The 17,114-nt window shown below is 68.3% G+C and carries 13 protein-coding genes; 8 read left to right on the top strand and 5 right to left on the bottom strand.

From position 1 onward, the window contains the following. Nucleotides 1-21 precede the first annotated feature (21 nt). Together ASF57_RS03035 and ASF57_RS03030 are read left to right on the top strand one after the other, a co-directional pair. The gene (locus ASF57_RS03035; RefSeq protein ID WP_056185921.1) at nt 22-303 is read left to right on the top strand and encodes a hypothetical protein; all 282 of its coding nucleotides are present in this window, start codon (nt 22-24) and stop codon (nt 301-303) included. Nucleotides 304-426: 123 nt separating this feature from the next. Then, a complete protein-coding gene (locus tag ASF57_RS03030) occupies nt 427-1,092 on the top strand; it encodes a L,D-transpeptidase (protein ID WP_056185924.1) in 666 nt (221 codons plus the stop codon). Nucleotides 1,093-1,221: 129 nt separating this feature from the next. Here ASF57_RS03030 and ASF57_RS03025 read toward each other — a convergent pair whose 3' ends face one another. Beyond that, complete coding sequence (locus ASF57_RS03025) at nt 1,222-1,575, bottom strand: hypothetical protein (protein WP_056479743.1); 354 nt, start codon at nt 1,573-1,575, stop codon at nt 1,222-1,224. A gap of 387 nt (nt 1,576-1,962) precedes the next feature. Beyond that, nucleotides 1,963-2,454: a phasin gene (locus ASF57_RS03020; protein ID WP_056185929.1), complete on the bottom strand. Its 492-nt coding sequence runs from the start codon at nt 2,452-2,454 to the stop codon at nt 1,963-1,965. Nucleotides 2,455-2,754: 300 nt separating this feature from the next. On the opposite strand from ASF57_RS03020, the gene ASF57_RS03015 reads away from it, so the two are divergent. From ASF57_RS03015 to ASF57_RS02990, 6 genes are all read left to right on the top strand, one after another. Then, nucleotides 2,755-5,394 (top strand): ATP-binding protein, encoded by a 2,640-nt coding sequence (locus ASF57_RS03015; RefSeq protein WP_156375922.1) that lies wholly within the window; start codon nt 2,755-2,757, stop codon nt 5,392-5,394. A gap of 114 nt (nt 5,395-5,508) precedes the next feature. Beyond that, nucleotides 5,509-5,778, top strand: coding sequence for a hypothetical protein (locus ASF57_RS03010; RefSeq protein WP_056186584.1), 270 nt, complete (start codon nt 5,509-5,511; stop codon nt 5,776-5,778). Between the two features lie 146 nt (nt 5,779-5,924). Further along, nucleotides 5,925-7,874: an acetate--CoA ligase gene (acs, locus tag ASF57_RS03005; RefSeq protein WP_056185935.1), complete on the top strand. Its 1,950-nt coding sequence runs from the start codon at nt 5,925-5,927 to the stop codon at nt 7,872-7,874. A 128-nt stretch (nt 7,875-8,002) separates the two neighbouring features. Beyond that, entirely contained in the window at nt 8,003-8,311 is a 309-nt protein-coding gene (locus ASF57_RS03000; RefSeq protein ID WP_056185939.1) for a DUF485 domain-containing protein, read from the top strand. Further along, nucleotides 8,308-10,002, top strand: coding sequence for a cation acetate symporter (locus tag ASF57_RS02995; protein WP_056185943.1), 1,695 nt, complete (start codon nt 8,308-8,310; stop codon nt 10,000-10,002). The genes ASF57_RS03000 and ASF57_RS02995 overlap by 4 nt, the downstream gene beginning before the upstream one ends. A 335-nt stretch (nt 10,003-10,337) precedes the next feature. Next, nucleotides 10,338-12,095 carry an MFS transporter gene (locus ASF57_RS02990; protein ID WP_056185946.1) on the top strand — a complete coding sequence of 586 codons (1,758 nt, stop codon included), beginning with the start codon at nt 10,338-10,340 and terminating at the stop codon, nt 12,093-12,095. 49 nt (nt 12,096-12,144) lie between these two features. Here ASF57_RS02990 and ASF57_RS02985 read toward each other — a convergent pair whose 3' ends face one another. The 3 genes from ASF57_RS02985 to ASF57_RS02975 all read right to left on the bottom strand — a co-directional run bounded on the left by ASF57_RS02985 (nt 12,145) and on the right by ASF57_RS02975 (nt 17,035). Continuing rightward, the gene (locus tag ASF57_RS02985; RefSeq protein WP_056479737.1) at nt 12,145-13,521 is read right to left on the bottom strand and encodes a DUF2252 domain-containing protein; all 1,377 of its coding nucleotides are present in this window, start codon (nt 13,519-13,521) and stop codon (nt 12,145-12,147) included. A 69-nt stretch (nt 13,522-13,590) separates the two neighbouring features. After that, nucleotides 13,591-15,189, bottom strand: coding sequence for a bifunctional phosphoribosylaminoimidazolecarboxamide formyltransferase/IMP cyclohydrolase (purH, locus tag ASF57_RS02980; RefSeq protein WP_056479734.1), 1,599 nt, complete (start codon nt 15,187-15,189; stop codon nt 13,591-13,593). 79 nt (nt 15,190-15,268) lie between these two features. Continuing rightward, a complete protein-coding gene (locus tag ASF57_RS02975; RefSeq protein WP_056185955.1) occupies nt 15,269-17,035 on the bottom strand; it encodes a heparinase II/III family protein in 1,767 nt (588 codons plus the stop codon). Nucleotides 17,036-17,114 lie beyond the last annotated feature (79 nt).

Raw genomic sequence — 17,114 nt, 5'->3', positions numbered from 1 at the left:
ACAGATCGGGAGATGCGACGCATGACGACCAGATTTGATGGAAAGACCCGCCGGTGCGGAAGGGCCGCTGCGATCGGCCTGACCCTGGCGCTCGTGGGGGGGACCGCAGCCGAAGCGGCCGAACGCTACGGCTCCTCGCTGTCGGCCGAGCGCAACCGGGAGCGCGATCTCGTGATCGATCAGGAGCGGGCGAAGGCCCGGGCGCGGAACGACTTCTCGGTCGGGTGCTCGCGCTATCGCTATGGCTGCGGATACGGCACCTCACAGGGATACGGGTCGCGCCGGTCTTACGGCGATCGTTAAGCACGATCGTCGCCCGGCGACCGACGCTGCCGCAATGATGACGAAATCTGCGCGGCCGGTGGAACCTCCGCTCTATGCTTACGCTTGTATAGCAAAGGTTACGGCATAGGTAAGGGACCACAGATGAAGACCTTGGCGACCGCCCTGGCTGGCATACTCGGTGTCTGCGTCCTCTCGACGAGCCCTGTTCTGGCAGCTCCCTACGATCCCTTCGGCGGCAATGCCGGCGATGACTACTATTCCGCCGATCCGGCCTATGCCAACGGCCGTCTCACCGACGATCCCTACAGCTTCCCGGGCGCCGTCGGTCAGGGCTATCAAGCCGCCCCGCAGGCGCAGGTCGCCCCGATCCCGCGCGAGATCGTCGCCTTCGACGGCAATTACAAGCCGGGAACGGTCGTGGTCTCCACCGCCGAGCGTCGGCTGTACTTCGTGATGCCGAACGGCGAAGCCATCCGGTACGGCGTCGGTGTCGGTCGTCCCGGCTTCACGTGGTCGGGCGTCAAGACCGTGACCGCCAAGAAGGAATGGCCGTCGTGGACCCCGCCCGCCGCGATGATTGCCCGTCGTCCCGACCTGCCGCGCTACATGGCCGGTGGTGTCGAGAACCCGCTCGGCGCGCGGGCCATGTATATCGGCAACACCGAATACCGCATCCACGGCTCGAACGAGCCTGACACGATCGGCCAGGCCGTGTCGTCGGGCTGCATCCGGATGACCAACGAGGACGTGACCGACCTCTACGAGCGCGTGAAGGTCGGCGCCAAGGTCGTCGTGCTGAACAACTGATCGGGACCCGCTGAGCGAGGTTGCCTCGGCAGCCACACTCGGACCGTCAGATGCGAGAAGGCCGCGCCGTCCGGGAGGATGGCGCGGCCTTCTTATTGGAGACGATCGGACGTCAGACGTGCCGACCGGTCAGGGGACGACCCGGCCGACGGCCGTCTGCGGTGCGCTCAGCGGCGCGATCGGCATGTTGCAGAAGCAGCGCGCGCCAAGCGGGCGCGGACCCGGTAGCGGGCAGGAATAGGGCTGATACCCGGTGAAGCCCGACTGGACGGCATCGCAATTCAGGCCGACCTCGCGGCGTGGCGCCCGGCGCTCGTAGCGATCGTCCCGGTCATAGGGGCGCGGCGGCAGCCGGCGTTCCTCGTACCGGCGCGGCGGCGGCTGGTCGTAGCCGTCATCGTAGTACTGCGCCTGCGCGGTCTGGGCCGTGAGCAGTCCGGCCACGAGGCCGAGGATCAGACAGCGTCCGGAAATGCGTTGCATGGATGTGCACCTCTGTTGGAGTCGTGCGCCGCTGGAAGATGTCGGCGCCCCTGCCCGCCACACCCGCTTCGGGCGGGAGGCGGAAGGGCCGAGCGGCCCGAAATCGGAACGCTGCCAGCGGTAGGAGACGGGTCGGCTGGGGGCAAGTCCTCTGGCCTGAGGCAAGTCCTCTGGCCTGAGGCAAGCCCTCTGGCCTGAGGCAAGCCCTGCGGCGCGGGGCAAATCGTCCAACATGGGGCAAGTCCTCTGGCCCGAGGCAATTCCTCTGGCTGATGGCCGTCCGGCGCCGCCCATCGAACGAGAACAGCCCGCCGGCCAGGGGCCGAGCGGGCTGTGACTGGGCGCCGTATGGGCGCCGTTGATCAGGACGTCACGCGCGGAGCGCGTTCAGGAGTTGGTGGCGTTCCGCATGGCCTGCTCGGCGTCGCTGCCGGCCTTGCGTGCCGCCTCGGTGCCCTGCTCCATCGCCTTGCGGGCGTGCTCGGCACCCTCCTGCATGGCGCCCTTGGCCTTCTCGGCGCTCTGCTGCATCGCCGTCTGGGCGAGGCCGCCGAACTCCTTGGCCTGGGCCTGGATCGCGGCGAACTGGCTGCGCACGAATTCAGCCTGATGCTGCATGGCTTCCTGCAGATCGCGGGAGCGGACGAGCTTCTGGGCGAGATCGAAGGCGGCGGTCACGTTCTGCTCGGCGAACTCGAAGCCGCGCGCCGAAACGTCGTGGGCGTTGGTGCGCGCCATCTCGGCGGAGCCCTGAACGGTATCGGCGGTGCGGCGAGCAGCGCTGATGAAGGTGTCGAACGCTTTGCGCGCCTGATCGACACTCTTCTCGGCAAAGTCGCGCATCTCGGCGGGAACCTCGTAATTCGGGGTGCTGCTCATTATCCTCTCCTCACAGGTGATTGTTGATGGCTTGTTGTGCGCTGCACAATAGCACAGGCCCAGCCCTATGCCACCCTGCTCGGGCGCATTAAGGTTGACAACAGGTAAACGCCCGCTTGAGACGCTGGTGGCTTACGAAGAGGGCGTGACGCACTAAAAAGGACGTCACGTTGCAAAAATCGTCACGCGAAACAGGTGCGGATGTTCGAGACTGGAGCTTCACGGCCGGGCTTGGTTGAGGATCCGGCGCTGCAGGCCGTCTTGCGCCGGTGCGCCCATGATTCGCGCCTCGCGACCCGCATGGCCGATCCATCGACCGCAACCTTGATCCTCGATGCGTCCGGCGCGCGGGTTCTCTATGCCTCCGCGGGCACGGACCCGCTGCTCCGCGCGATCAGCGATGCGGACGGGCGGATCTACCCGGATCTGCGGCTCGGCGAGCAGATCGCCCGTGCGCGTCTGCGCCGGGATCATCCCGTGCTGGTACGGCTCCACCTCGACCCCCGGCGCCTCGCTCCACCGGTGACGGTCAGCCTCCTGCTCACGGCACTGGCCGAAGACGGCGAGGCGGTGGTCCTCGTCGCCGGCGCGCCGCTCCCGAACCTTCGCCCCCGGCGGGCTGCGGAGAGCCGCGCGGAGCCGGTGCCGCCCTCTGCCGCGATCCCGCCCGTGCCCGACGCGATCGAGATCGCAGACCAGGACCAGGACCAGGACCCGAACCCGAACCCGGACCCGGACCTCGAGGGCGATGACCCCCTGGTGCTTCGCCAGCGCTTTACCTGGGAAAGCGACGCGGGCGGCGCCATCGTGCGGATCTCGCAGGAAGCCGGTTCGGCGTTTCGCCGCCGATTCCAGGGCCGGACCTGGCGCGACCTCGCGCAGGCGGAAATTCTCCGCGATGCCGGCGGATTGCTCGCCGCCCTGGAGGGGGCGCGGACGTTCCGGGCCATTCCGGTGACGCTGATCGAGCCGGACGGCGCTCTCTGCGAACTGGAACTGTCCGGCGCCCCGATCGACCGGAGCGGAAACGGCTTCCGCGGCTTCGGACAGGTCCGTTCGATCGTGCGGCCCGCCGTTTCCGTCGCATCGGCGCCTCCGGCCGTGTCAGCGATGCTCATCCCGGTGTCTGCGCCCGTTCTTGCACCGGTTCCAACGCCTGTCCCGGCTCCGGCCGAGGCGGAGGAAGCCCTTGGCGCGGTCCTCCCGCCTGATTCGGGCCGCGTAGAGACGCCTCTGCCCGAGCCCGATCCGCACCTGTCGAGCCATGAACACGCGGCCTTCCGCGAGATCGCCCGCGCCCTCGGTGCCCGTTTCGCCGGCGACGACCGGGCGGAGCCCGAGACCGAGCCGGGTCTGCCCTGTGCGGTGATGCCGTTCCCGGTCCCGCCCGCGCGTCCGGTGGACCCCGCCGCACCCGATGCCGCGATGGTGGCGACGCTGGAGCGCATTCCCTCCGGTGTCCTGGTCTACCGGGACAATGCGGTGCTGTTCGCCAACCGGCCGCTGCTCGACCTCGTCGGGTATGCGGACCGCGATGCACTGGCTGCGGCCGGCGGGGTCGGACATCTGTTCGGAGGCCTGGACCCCCACGCGCGTTCGAGTGTCGATACGCCCCTCGTCCTGGTCACCCGGGATGGGGGCCGTGCGAGCGTCCTGGTCGAGCATTCGGTCCTGGATTGGGCCGGGCAGCCGGCCGAACTGCTCCTCGCCCGCGATGCCGAGCCGAGCGAGGAGGCCCGCGCCGCCACGGCGGTGGCCATCGCGCAGGATTTCGCCGCACGGCGCGGTGCCGACGCCCTGGCGGTGCTCGAAACGCTGGAGGACGGGGTCGCCCTCCTCGACGAGCGCGGCCGCATCCTGACGCTGAATCGCAGGACCGCCGAGGCTTTCGGGCTCGATTCCCGAGAGGTCGTCGGGGCGAGCTTCCTCAGCCTGTTCGCGGCCGAGCACGCCGTCGCCCTGTTGGCGCGCCTGCACGCCGACCCCGCCTCCGCCGCGATGGACGAGATCCCGGTCACCGCGCGCGGAACCGGGGTGCGCCTCCGGGTCAAGATCCTGCCCCTGGCGGGCGATGCGCAGGGCCGTCTCTGCGCCGTGATTCGGAACGACGGATTGCGTCCCGAGAAGGGTGGGTCGGACGTTCGGGACGAGGCGTCGCGCGCGCGCGCGTCGGAGGCCGGCAGCGTCCGGCAGGCGGACGTCCTGGCCCGGATCAGCCAATCCGTCCAGGCACCGATCACGTCCATGATGGGGCTGACCGACGGTCTGCTCGACGCGACGTTCGGGCCGCCGGATTCCGAACGCCACCGCGCGGCCCTGCAGGAGATCCGGGCCTCCGGAACCCACCTCCTCGACCTCATCAACGATCTCCTCGATCTGGCGCGCATCGAGGCCGGGCGCCTCGATCTCGACATCGCGGAGGTCCCGCTGAACGACGTGGTGTCGCGCTGCGTCGCCCTGCTGCAACCCCAGGCTGCGCGGGAGCGGATCGTGCTGCGCACCAGCTTCTCCGTCGATCTGCCGCCCCTGCTGGCCGATGAGCGGTCCGTGCATCAGGCCACGCTCAACGTTCTCGCCCACGCCATCGCCCTGACCGAGGCGGGCGGCCAGGTCATCGTCTCCACCACCATGGCGGATCGCGGCGAGATCGCCCTTCGGGTCCGCGATACCGGAGCCGGGATGACGCCGGACGAGGTTGACGGCGTGCTCAATCCGTTCCGGCAAGAGCTGTCCTCCAGCGAGAGCCTGCCTTCCAGCGAGAGCCTGCCTTTCAGGGAGGGCCTGCAGGCGGATACGCGCAGAGGAACCGGGCTGGGCCTTCCCCTGACCAAGGCTCTGGTCGAGGCCAATCAGGGGCGGTTCCGGATCGACAGCCGGAAGCACGAGGGCACCCTGGTCGAGATGTCGTTCCCCGCTCGCCCCGCGACGATGCGGGCCTGATTCCGGTTGTACCCGCGCAACCCGCGATGTCAGCGCGCGTTATGTGGGCAGCCAGGGAGGCGGGCTCTCCTGGGATCGAGAACCTGGGATCAAGAACCTGGGATGGAGAAACCGATGCGGACGTTGCCCCTGATCGCCCTGCCCCTGATCGCCGGTCTCGGCCTCGGTGCTCCGAGCCTCGCCCTGGCTCAGCAGACCGGCACAGGACCGACCGAACAGAATCTCAATTCGGCCGGCCAGTTCCGTAACATCACCTCCACGGGGGTGACGAAGCCGCCAGGCCGGGCCGGCGCAGGCTCCGACGATGTCGGGTCGGATGCCGTGCAGAAGCAGAAGTCCCTGGATCGCAAGATCGAGACCGGGATCTGCATCGGTTGTAACTGAAGCACCGCGTAGAAACTCGTCAATCTGTCTCCCAACAGGCCGCCTGAGTGCTTGCGGCCGATATGTCGTTGAGCCTATGACGATATTCGGAAGTCCCGGCTGCGTGAACAGTCGCGATACGATCGGGCGCCGACAGGGAAAACGCGATGGACGAGAAGGTAGTCGAAGTGCGTCCGACGTGGAGCGAAGGCGCTCACGTCGATGATGCCAAGTACCTGGCCATGTATCAGGCCTCCGTCGCCGATCCAGAGGCATTCTGGAGCGAGCACGGCAAGCGCATCGATTGGATGACCCCCTTCACGACGGTGAAGGAGACCAGCTTCGAACCTGGTAAAATCTCGATCAAGTGGTTCGAAGACGGGCGTACCAACGTCGCTTACAACTGTGTCGACCGTCATCTCGAGACGCGTGGCGATCAGGTCGCCATCATCTGGGAGGGTGACGATCCGAACGAATCCAAGCACATCACCTATCGCCAGCTTCATTCCGAAGTCGGCAAGATGGCGAACGTGCTGCGCAACCGTGGCGTGTCCAAGGGCGACCGGGTCACCATCTACCTGCCGATGATCCCCGAGGCCGCCTACGCCATGCTGGCCTGTGCACGGCTCGGCGCGATCCATTCCATCGTCTTCGGCGGTTTCTCGCCCGATTCGCTGGCCGGCCGCATCGAGGGCTGCGCCTCCAAGATGGTCATCACCGCCGACGAGGGCCTGCGCGGCGGCCGCAAGGTGCCGTTGAAGGCCAATGTCGATGCCGCCATCGCGCGCCTGCCGAAGGACAGCGTCGACCACGTCGTCGTCGTGCGCCGCACCGGCTCGTCGATCGCCATGGAGCCCGGCCGCGACGTCTATTACGACGAGGCCGCCGCCCAGGTGACCGACGAATGCCCGGCCGAGCCGATGGAGGCCGAGCACCCGCTGTTCATCCTGTACACCTCGGGCTCGACCGGTCAGCCCAAGGGCGTCGTCCACACCACCGCCGGCTATCTCGTCTACGCCTCGATGACGCATCAATACGTCTTCGATTACCGGGAGGGCGAGGTCTACTGGTGCACGGCCGATGTCGGCTGGGTCACGGGGCATTCCTACATCGTCTACGGACCGCTTGCGAACGGCGCGACGACGCTGATGTTCGAAGGCATCCCGACCTATCCGTCGAATTCCCGCTTCTGGGAGGTGGTCGACAAGCACAAGGTCAACATCTTCTACACCGCCCCGACGGCGATCCGCTCGCTCATGGGCGGCGGCGAGAACCCGGTGAAGAAGACCTCGCGGGCGTCCCTGCGCGTCCTCGGCTCGGTCGGCGAGCCGATCAATCCGGAAGCCTGGGACTGGTACTACAAGGTGGTGGGCGATTCCCGCTGCCCCATCGTGGATACCTGGTGGCAGACCGAGACCGGCGGCATCCTCATCACGCCGCTGCCGGGCGCGACCAAGCTGAAGCCGGGTTCGGCGACGCGGCCCTTCTTCGGCGTTCAGCCGATCGTGGTCGATGCCGAGGGCAAGACCCTCGAGGGTCCCTGCGAAGGCAATCTCTGCATCAAGGATTCCTGGCCGGGCCAGATGCGCACGGTCTATGGCGACCACGAGCGTTTCGAGCAGACCTACTTCTCGACCTATCCGGGCAATTACTTCACCGGTGACGGCTGCCGCCGGGATACGGACGGCTATTACTGGATCACCGGCCGGGTCGACGACGTCATCAACGTCTCCGGTCACCGCATGGGCACGGCGGAGGTCGAGTCCTCCCTGGTCGCGCATCCGAAGGTCTCCGAAGCGGCCGTGGTGGGCTATCCGCACAGCGTCAAGGGCCAGGGCATCTACGCCTACGTGACCCTGATGGAGGGCGAGGACGGCTCGGACGAGCTGCGCAAGGAGCTCGTCACCTGGGTCCGCAAGGATATCGGGCCGATCGCCTCGCCCGACCTGATCCAGTTCGCTCCGGGCCTGCCCAAGACGCGTTCGGGCAAGATCATGCGCCGGATCCTGCGCAAGATCGCCGAGGACGAGTTTTCGGCGCTCGGCGACACCTCCACCCTCGCCGAGCCGGCGGTGGTGGACGACCTGATCGAGAATCGCCAGAACCGGACGCACTGAGCGCCACGGTCCCTCCGATCGCGCGGACACGGTGACCCCGTGTTCGCGCGTCCTGCTGTTCCCACAATCGAACGCCTGCAATCCGGACGCCGCCCTGCGAAGACGCGGATCCCTGGGAAAGACACGTCATGGCCGATCTCGAGACTGCGCGGATCGCGCAGAGCCCGCATTTCAAGGAACTCGTCCACGAGCGCACCCGCTTCGGCTGGACGCTCACCATCATCATGCTGCTGATCTATTTCGGCTTCATCGGGTTGATCGCCTTCGACAAGGCGCTGCTGGCGGTGAAGATCGGCGGCGGTACGGCCTCCCTGGGCCTGCTGCTCGGCGTCACCGTCATCGTGCTCGCCTTCATCCTCACCGGCATCTACGTCCAGCGCGCCAACGGCCGCTTCGACCAGCTGACCGCTGCCCTCAAGCGGGACCTCGCCCGATGATCCGCGCAAAGCACCCCCTCGTCCTCGGCACCGTGATGGCGGCGCTCGCCGCAACGGTCGCCTATGCGGCCGGACCGGATCTCGGCGCCGTCAAGCAGTCGGCGACGAACTGGCCGGCGATCGGCATGTTCGCGTTCTTCGTGCTCTTCACCCTCGGTATCACCTACAAGGCCGCCAAGGGCACCAAGTCGGCCGCCGATTTCTACGCCGCCGGCGGCGGCATCTCGGCCGGCACGAACTCCCTGGCGATCGCGGGCGACTACATGTCCGCCGCCTCGTTCCTCGGCATCTCGGGGCTCGTTTACACCTCGGGCTTCGACGGCCTGATCTACTCCACCGGCTTCCTGGTCGGCTGGCCGATCGTGCTGTTCCTGATTGCCGAGCGCCTGCGCAACCTCGGCAAGTTCACCTTCGCGGACGTGGCCAGCTTCCGCCTCGACCAGACCTCGATCCGCATCATCTCGGCCACCGGCACCCTGGTGGTGGTGGCGTTCTACCTGATCGCCCAGATGGTCGGCGCGGGGAAGCTGATCCAGCTGCTGTTCGGCCTGCCCTACCTCTACGCCGTCATCATCGTCGGCGTGCTGATGATCGTCTACGTGGCCTTCGGCGGCATGAAGGCGACCACCTGGGTTCAGGTGATCAAGGCCTGCCTGCTGCTGGGCGGCGCCACCTTCATGGCCGGCGCGGTGCTCTACCAGTACGGCTTCAACCCCGAGGCCCTGTTCGCCGCCGCCGTCGCCACCCACCCCAAGGGCGACGCCATCATGGCGCCGGGCGGCCTCGTCAGCAATCCGGTCGAGGCGATCTCGCTCGGCGTCGGCCTGATGTTCGGCACCGCCGGCCTGCCGCACATCCTGATGCGCTTCTTCACGGTGTCGGACGCCCAGGCCGCCCGCAAGTCGGTGTTCTACGCCACCGGCCTGATCGGCTATTTCTACATCCTCACCTTCATCATCGGCTTCGGCGGCATCGCCCTGCTGATGTCCGATCCGGCCTATTTCAACCTCGACGCGGCCGGCGCCTTCGACAAGCTCAAGGGCATGGTCGGCGGCACCAACATGGTGGCGGTGAACCTGGCCAACGCGGTCGGCGGCCCGTACTTCCTCGGGTTCATCTCGGCCGTGGCCTTCGCCACCATCCTGGCGGTGGTGGCCGGCCTCACCCTCGCGGGGGCCTCGGCGGTCAGCCACGACCTCTATGCCCAGGTGATCGCCCGGGGACGCACCAACGAGGCGGCGGAAGTCCGGCTCTCCAAGATCGCCGCCGTCGTCATCGGCATCGTGGCGATCTATCTCGGCTACGTCTTCGAGAACCAGAACGTCGCCTTCATGGTCGGCCTCGCCTTCTCGGTGGCGGCGAGCTGCAACTTCCCCGTCCTGACCATGTCGATCCTGTGGAAGGGCACCACCACCTGGGGCGCCCTCATCGGCGGCCTCGTCGGCCTCGTGGCGGCGGTCGGCATGGTGGTGCTGTCGAAGGCCGTCTGGGTCACGACCTTCGGCAACCCGGCCGCGATCTTCCCCTACGACAACCCGGCCCTGTTCTCGATGCCGCTGGCCTTCCTGACGATCATCGTCGTCTCGAAGCTCGACAACACCAAGCGGGCCCAGCGCGAGCGGGCACTGTTCGACGCGCAGTTCGTCCGCTCCGAGACGGGAATCGGTGCCGACGGAGCCCACGCGCACTGAGCCGAAGCTGCTCCGAATCGGGTGGGGATCGAGGGGGCGCGACGCAAGTCGCGCCCCTTATCATGTCGGCTGGCCGGTCTAATCCCGGCGCGATCCAAAAAAGACTTCCTCAAGACTCAAAAAATATCTGAATTCGGTACTCCTCGGCCGCGATGGGGACTTGGGCGAAAACGTGGCATGGCCTAGCATCGCCACGCGGGTACTCAGACTAGCCGCCGGCACGCGAGGGACTGATCAGTCCGCGCGGGTCCGGCAGCAATGCTGCGGCATCCGCAGGGTCCAACACATCACGGGCGGACTACGCCTGGGCAAAACAAGACTTGGAGAAACGTCCCATGGTTGCGTCCAGCGCAATTCCCGTCAGCGATTCGGCCACACGGCCGATGAGCGCCGGCGAGAAGAAAGTCATTCTCGCCTCATCCCTCGGTACCGTGTTCGAGTGGTACGATTTCTATCTCTACGGATCGCTCGCGACGATCATCGGGGCACAGTTCTTCTCGGCCTACCCGGAAGCGACCCGCAACATCTTCGCGCTGCTGGCCTTCGCGGCGGGCTTCCTGGTCCGGCCCTTCGGCGCCCTGGTGTTCGGTCGCCTCGGCGACATGGTCGGACGCAAGCACACCTTCCTGATCACCATCCTGATCATGGGCATCTCGACCTTCATGGTCGGCCTGCTGCCGTCCTATGACACGCTGAACGCCTACGGCATCGGCTGGGTCGCTCCCGTGACCCTGCTCGCCCTGCGCATGCTCCAGGGCCTCGCGCTCGGTGGCGAGTATGGCGGCGCCGCCGTCTACGTGGCCGAGCACGCCCCCCGCGGCCGTCGCGGCTTCTACACCGCCTTCATCCAGACCACGGCGACGCTGGGCCTGCTGCTGTCGCTGGTGATCATCCTGTCGACGCAGGGCTACGTGAACGGCGCCTACGCGCCGACGGTCACGACGGCCGCCGACGGCACCCAGACCACCATCACGGCCTTTCAGGCCTGGGGCTGGCGCATCCCGTTCCTCGTCTCCTGCGTCCTGCTCGGCATCTCGGTCTGGATCCGCATGCAGATGAACGAGAGCCCGGCCTTCAAGAAGATGAAGGAAGAGGGCACCCACTCGAAGGCGCCGCTCTCGGAGGCCTTCGGCCAGTGGCGCAACGCCAAGTGGGCGCTGCTGGCGCTGCTCGGCCTCACCGCCGGTCAGGCCGTGGTCTGGTACGCCGGGCAGTTCTACGCCCTGTTCTTCCTGCAGAGCATCCTCAAGGTCGACCAGTTCACCGCCAACGTGCTGATCGCCTGGTCGCTGCTTCTCGCCACCGGCGGCTTCCTGTTCTTCGGCGCGCTCTCCGACAAGATCGGGCGCAAGCCGGTGATCCTCGGCGGCTGCCTGATCGCGGCGCTGACCTACTTCCCGCTGTTCGAGCAGCTCACCGCCAACGCCAACCCGGCCCTCTACCAGGCGCAGTCCACGGTCCCGGTGGTGGTCAAGACCAACCCGGATGCGTGCTCGTTCCAGTTCAATCCGGTCGGCACCGCCAAGTTCACCAAGGAGTGCGACGTCGCCAAGGCGCTGCTCGCCCGCTCGGCCGTGAACTACACCACGGAGCCGGTCGCCGCCGGTGCGCCGACCATCGTGACCATCGCGGGCAAGGACTTCCCGGTCGCCGATCCGGCCTTCGCCAAGGCGGTCCCGGCCGCCCTGACGGCCGCCGGCTACCCGGCGCCCGCCGGCAACGCCACCATCGTGAAGGTGGCCAACCCGATCGACATCTTCACGGGCCAGAAGCTCATCGTCATCGGCATCCTGACGATCCTCGTCCTCTACGTGACGATGGTCTACGGCCCGATCGCGGCGGCCCTGGTGGAGCTGTTCCCCACCCGTATCCGCTACACCTCGATGTCCCTGCCCTATCACATCGGCAACGGCTGGTTCGGCGGCCTTCTGCCGGCCACCTCGTTCGCCATCGTGGCCCAGACCGGCAACATCTATAACGGCCTGTGGTACCCGATCGCGATCGCCGCGATGACCTTCGTCATCGGTCTCCTGTTCATCCCGGAGACCAAGGATCGCGACATCTTCACCTACGACGAGAACCCGGTGCGTTGATCGCCGGGCTCTGAGGAAGGCCCCGCCACCCGGCGGGGCCTTTTTTCGTTCAGGCGGCCTGCGGCGTCGGCGTCGTCAGGAAGTCGGTGATCAGGAGGGCGTGGTCCTCGACGCTCTGGCGCGCATACGCCATGGCGAAATCCGCGATCGCCTCGTCGAAGGCCGAGCCCTTGCCGAGATAGCCGGCGATCATCACGGCGTCGCCCGACCGGGCATGGGCGCGGGCGAGCGTGGTGCCGCAGAGCTGGGCGTAGGCCTTGGCCCCGCTCTCGGACAGGATCTCGCCGACGGCCGAGAGCTTCCGGTTCTTGAGCTGGCGCACGTAGTAGGAGCGACCGCTCGCCTCGGACTGTGCGGTGCCGAGGAAGAGGTCGCTCGCCGCCTGCATGATCCGCTGGCCGTCGATCACCCGCTGGCCCTCGGAGACGATCGAGAACGGCTTCAGGGCGAGCTGCCCGATCACGGAGGGCCGGGCCTCCTTGATCTGCAGGAACAGCGGCGCGCCATCGGCATCGGCATAGATGCCGACCGCGCAGACGAGGCCGACAGAGCCGATCCCCACGACCTTGAAGGCGACGTCGCGACGGGCGTAGCGCGAGACCAGGGTCCAGCGATCGGCGCTCAGGGCGTCGGGATAGGCCTGGAGTGCCGCTTCGGCGTCCTGCACGGCCTCGGTCAGCCCGTCCGGACCCTCGTGGAAGATCGTCCGATCCTTGTCGGCGATGCGCCAATCGGCCGGGTTCTGGCGATCCGGCTCGGAGGCCAGCTTGGGGGTGTCGCCGCGGCTCAGGCCGTCGGCATTCTCCATCGAGGCTTCCGCGAGCAGGCGCCGGCACAGGTCGCCGTCCCCGAAACGTCCGACCTCACGGTCGATATCGATGCGGCTGTGCCAGATCGCCAGCGGCGACAGGTTGGACAGGTCGCGCATGTGCTCGCGATAGGCGCAGGCACTGGCCTTCGCGGCCTTGCGGGCCTTCTCCACGCCGCGCGGAAGGGCCGCCAGGGCCACGCTGGCGGCGAGGCGCTTCACATCGACGGTGAAATCGACGTTCCAGAGGGTCTCGTCGAAGTCGTTGATGTCGAACAGGGTCTGCCCCTCGGGGCTGCGGTACACGCCGAAATTGCCGACATGGCAATCGCCGCAGGCCTGGACCGGAATACCCGGGACCGGCACGCCCTCGAGATCGGCGGCCATCACGGCCGCCGCCCCGCGCAGGTACGCGAAGGCATTGTCCCGCATCCGTTCGTAGCGCAGGGGGATCAGGCTCGGCAGCCGACCGGCGTCGCTCGCCCGCAGCACCGCCAGCGGATCACGCTGCGGCGTGGGCTGCCACTGGCCGTGGGATTCCCGGGACACGTGCTCGCGCAGGCGCTTGCCGGCCGCGCGGCGCTCCTCGCGGCTGGACAGGATGGGCATGTGGGTCATGGGAGGCCTCGTCGATGCGGCGGGCGTGGGCGCCCGGCCGTGTTCCGGTGGCAGGTGCGCTGCCGATCGTCAGTGCCGGAAATGGCGGTGACCCGTGAAGACCATGGCGAGGCCGGCCTCGTCGGCGGCCTTGATCACGTCGGCGTCGCGCATCGAGCCGCCGGGCTGGATGATGGCCGTGGCGCCGGCCTCGGCCGCCGCGATCAGCCCGTCCGCGAAGGGAAAGAACGCGTCGGAGGCCACCACCGAACCCTTGGCTAGGCTCTCGGCGGCGCCGATGCGACTGGCGCCCTCGGCGGCCTTCCAGGCGGCGATGCGAGAGGAATCGACCCGCGACATCTGTCCGGCGCCGATGCCGACGGTGGCGCCGTCGCGCACGTACACGATGGCGTTCGACTTCACGTGCTTGGCGACCCGGTAGGCGAAGCGCAGGTCGGCATATTCCCGGTCGGTGGGTGCGCGCTTCGTGACCACCTGGAGCGGCATGTCGTCGACCACGGCGGAATCACGCGCCTGGACGAGCAGCCCGCCCGAAACCGTCTTCACGGTCTCGCCGCCGCCGCGCGGGTCGGGCAGCCCATCGGCCAGCAGCAGGCGCAGGTTCTTCTTGGCGGCCACGATCGCGACCGCCTCCTCGGTCGCGTCCGGGGCGATGATCACCTCGGTGAAGATCTCGACGATCCTGCGGGCCGCGTCGGCGTCGAGCGTCCGGTTCAGGGCGACGATGCCGCCGAAGGCCGAGGTCGGATCGCAGGCGAGCGCGCGCTCGTAGGCTTCCAGGAGGCTGGCCCCCTCGGCCACGCCGCACGGATTGGCATGCTTGATGATCGCCACCGCCGCCGACCGCGCCGGTTCGAACTCGGCCACGCATTCGTAGGCCGCATCGGTGTCGTTGAGGTTGTTGTAGGACAGTTCCTTGCCCTGAAGCTGGCGGGCGGTGGCGACGCCGGGCCGGGCCGGGCCGGGCATGCGGTAGAAGGCGGCGCTCTGGTGCGGGTTCTCGCCGTAGCGCAGCGACTGGGCCAGGGTCCCGCCGAAGGCGCGGAAGACCGGCGTCGTCTCCGTCTCGATTTGGCTGCCGAGCCAATTGGCGATGGCGGCGTCGTAGGCGGCGGTCCGCGCATAGGCCTTCTGAGCGAGGCGGCGGCGGGTGCGCGCGCTCAAGGCGCCGCCCTGCGCCGCGAGTTCGCCGAGAAGGTCGCCGTAATCGGCGACGTCGACCACGACCGCGACGTCGGCATGGTTCTTCGAGGCGGCGCGAATCATCGCAGGGCCGCCGATGTCGATGTTCTCGACGCAGGCGTCGTAGTCGGCGCCCTGCGCCACGGTGGCCTCGAAGGGGTAGAGATTGACCACCAGCAGGTCGATGGCGCGGATGCCGTGGGCGGCGAGCGCGGCCTGGTGTTCCGGGTTGTCGCGCACCGCCAGCAGTCCGCCATGGACGCCGGGATGAAGCGTCTTCACCCGCCCGTCCATCATCTCGGGAAAGCCGGTCAGTTCGGCGACTTCCGTGACGGGGAGTCCGGCCGCCCGCAGGGCCTTGTGGGTGCCGCCGGTCGAGACGAGTTCGATCCCGAGTCGGTCGAGGGCCGTGGCGAACGCGACGAGGCCGTCCTTGTCCGAGACGGAGAGAAGCGCGCGGGTAACCCGCACCTGATCGTGCGACATGGCATTTCGTCCGAGGCAATCGACGGTGGAACCTGCGCCGCGCCTACCACGGATTTGTGCGCTGCGGCCAGACGCCTCGTCAGCCTTCGCGGGCGGGCGCCCTGGCGAAGCCCCACCGGACCCGGGTGTCCTCCGTCACCGAGACATAGAGCACGATCTGGTCGGTGCGCCGTGCCCCGGTGAGACCGGCGAAGTAGACGCTCTCTTCCAGGGCGACCTGCGCGCCCTCGGCTCCGAAATGCCAGATTTCGCCGATCGGCGAGGTGAGTTCGAGCCGGCCGTCGTCGAGGCCGCGGGCCGCGATGGCCGGGTGGAGATGGAAGCGCACCGCCACCTCCTGCGGCCGGTGCCGGGCCTTGCCTGACCGGGCCTTGCCAGACCGGACTTTGCCGCGCCGGGTCGGCTGGGGCCGCACGAAGGCGTCCTCCCCGTCGAGCAGGTGGCCGTTGCTGGTCAGGCGCCAGCGCCGCTCGTGAATGATGCCGTGGTCGCCGGCATAGCCGTCGTGGCGGGCCGCCAGGATCGTGGCGCCGGGCTCGGTCGTCCGCTCCGCCTTCACGTCGCGGGGGCCGCGCAGGATCACCGGGCCGATACGCCGCGAGAGCCAGGTCACGGCCCAGCGCTCGTACCAGGCCCCGCCCCCGACCAGAAAGCGGCAGGAGGAGGTGTCGGCCACCGTGGCGGTGGAATGGGCGGCGGTGCTGCGGGCGAGGCGGCGCAGTTCCGGGCCGCTCGCCGGCAGGCCGCAATTGACCACGATGCGCTGCGGGCCGCTCGACATCTCGAACGACAGGCAGCCGGCCCCGGCATTGATCGAATCGGGCAGCGGAGGCGGCGCGCCGACATCGGTCACGACCAGCACCCGCCCGCCTTCGAGGCGCTCGTAGCCGGAATTCGGCGCGTGCATCATCGGCTGGGCCAGGGCGCCGTCATAGACCAGGAGCGTGGCGAGGTGGTCGGCCGCCGTCGCGCCCATGCCGTTGAAGTGGCTGAGCGAGGCATCCGGGTGGCGCAGCAGGCGCAGCAGCGGCAGCATCCGGTCGATGGCGTGCAGCAGCGCCACCGGCGGGTCGACGCTGCGGGAGAGGAAGCTCTGGCGCAGGGGGAGCAGGTCCAGCAGCAGTTCCATGGCGAAGCGCGGGTCGCGGCTGCGATGGCCGCCGTCGCGCAGGATCTGCCGGTCGAGTTCGCGCACCAGGATGCGCGTGGCCCGGCGCAGGATCGGCTGGATGCCCTCGCAGCACAGGCCCGCGTAGCAGAGGGCGACGGCGGCCAGAAGCCGGGATTGCGGGGAGATGCCGCGGCGCAGGTCGCCCTCGAGGTCGCGGGCGGCCTTGCCGAGGCTCTTGAGAAACGCCTGGTAGAAGGCGTGGTCCGCACCCTCCAGGACGAGGGGCGACTGACACAGGAACGAGATCAGCCGCCGGGCCGCGACCGGGGTCGGACGGGCGAACGTCGCATCGCCGCGTCCGGCGATGAAATCGGCCACGAAGGCGCGGGCATTGGCCCGGGCCAAAGCGGTGTCGGCGGCCCTGAGGTGGCGCAGCCATCCGAAGCCGTAGAGGATGTCGGCCCATTCCGGCGAGGGCGGCGCGTAGTCGAAGGGCGAGCGGCCGCTGACCGAGAGCGAGCGACCGGCGAAGACGAAGAGGCCGGCATAGATGTCGTCGGCGAAGGTGGCGTCACTGGTGCGCAGATCGTGCGGGGCGATGACTAATCCGGTCACGCGGGCGCGGCTGAGGATATCGGGCCGGCCGGTGAGGCGCGCATAGGTGTTGCGCACCGAGCCCGCGATTTCGCGTCCGATCAGCCGATAGAACCGCCAGCGATCAGCCCCCCAACGCACGCAGTCTCCTCTTTCAACGTAACGCCTACGAACCGGCGCCGCGCCGAGTCTTGTTCAGGTCGAGTCCGATCCGGGTCGG

The organism is Methylobacterium sp. Leaf117 (assembly GCF_001422985.1).
Lineage (GTDB): Bacteria > Pseudomonadota > Alphaproteobacteria > Rhizobiales > Beijerinckiaceae > Methylobacterium.
The sequence above is the reverse complement of the archived record's forward strand: the minus strand, read 5'-3'. Positions and strand labels throughout refer to the sequence as shown.

What these genes read in the sequence shown, in the direction of transcription:
- ASF57_RS03010 (WP_056186584.1), top strand. Translation starts at nt 5,509, where the DNA reads ATGCGGACGTTGCCCCTGATCGCCCTGCCCCTGATCGCCGGTCTCGGC.
- acs (WP_056185935.1), top strand. Translation starts at nt 5,925, where the DNA reads ATGGACGAGAAGGTAGTCGAAGTGCGTCCGACGTGGAGCGAAGGCGCT.
- ASF57_RS02990 (WP_056185946.1), top strand. Translation starts at nt 10,338, where the DNA reads ATGGTTGCGTCCAGCGCAATTCCCGTCAGCGATTCGGCCACACGGCCG.
- purH (WP_056479734.1), bottom strand. Translation starts at nt 15,189, where the DNA reads ATGTCGCACGATCAGGTGCGGGTTACCCGCGCGCTTCTCTCCGTCTCG.
- ASF57_RS03015 (WP_156375922.1), top strand. Translation starts at nt 2,755, where the DNA reads ATGGCCGATCCATCGACCGCAACCTTGATCCTCGATGCGTCCGGCGCG.
- ASF57_RS03020 (WP_056185929.1), bottom strand. Translation starts at nt 2,454, where the DNA reads ATGAGCAGCACCCCGAATTACGAGGTTCCCGCCGAGATGCGCGACTTT.
- ASF57_RS02995 (WP_056185943.1), top strand. Translation starts at nt 8,308, where the DNA reads ATGATCCGCGCAAAGCACCCCCTCGTCCTCGGCACCGTGATGGCGGCG.
- ASF57_RS03000 (WP_056185939.1), top strand. Translation starts at nt 8,003, where the DNA reads ATGGCCGATCTCGAGACTGCGCGGATCGCGCAGAGCCCGCATTTCAAG.
- ASF57_RS03030 (WP_056185924.1), top strand. Translation starts at nt 427, where the DNA reads ATGAAGACCTTGGCGACCGCCCTGGCTGGCATACTCGGTGTCTGCGTC.
- ASF57_RS03035 (WP_056185921.1), top strand. Translation starts at nt 22, where the DNA reads ATGACGACCAGATTTGATGGAAAGACCCGCCGGTGCGGAAGGGCCGCT.
- ASF57_RS03025 (WP_056479743.1), bottom strand. Translation starts at nt 1,575, where the DNA reads ATGCAACGCATTTCCGGACGCTGTCTGATCCTCGGCCTCGTGGCCGGA.
- ASF57_RS02985 (WP_056479737.1), bottom strand. Translation starts at nt 13,521, where the DNA reads ATGACCCACATGCCCATCCTGTCCAGCCGCGAGGAGCGCCGCGCGGCC.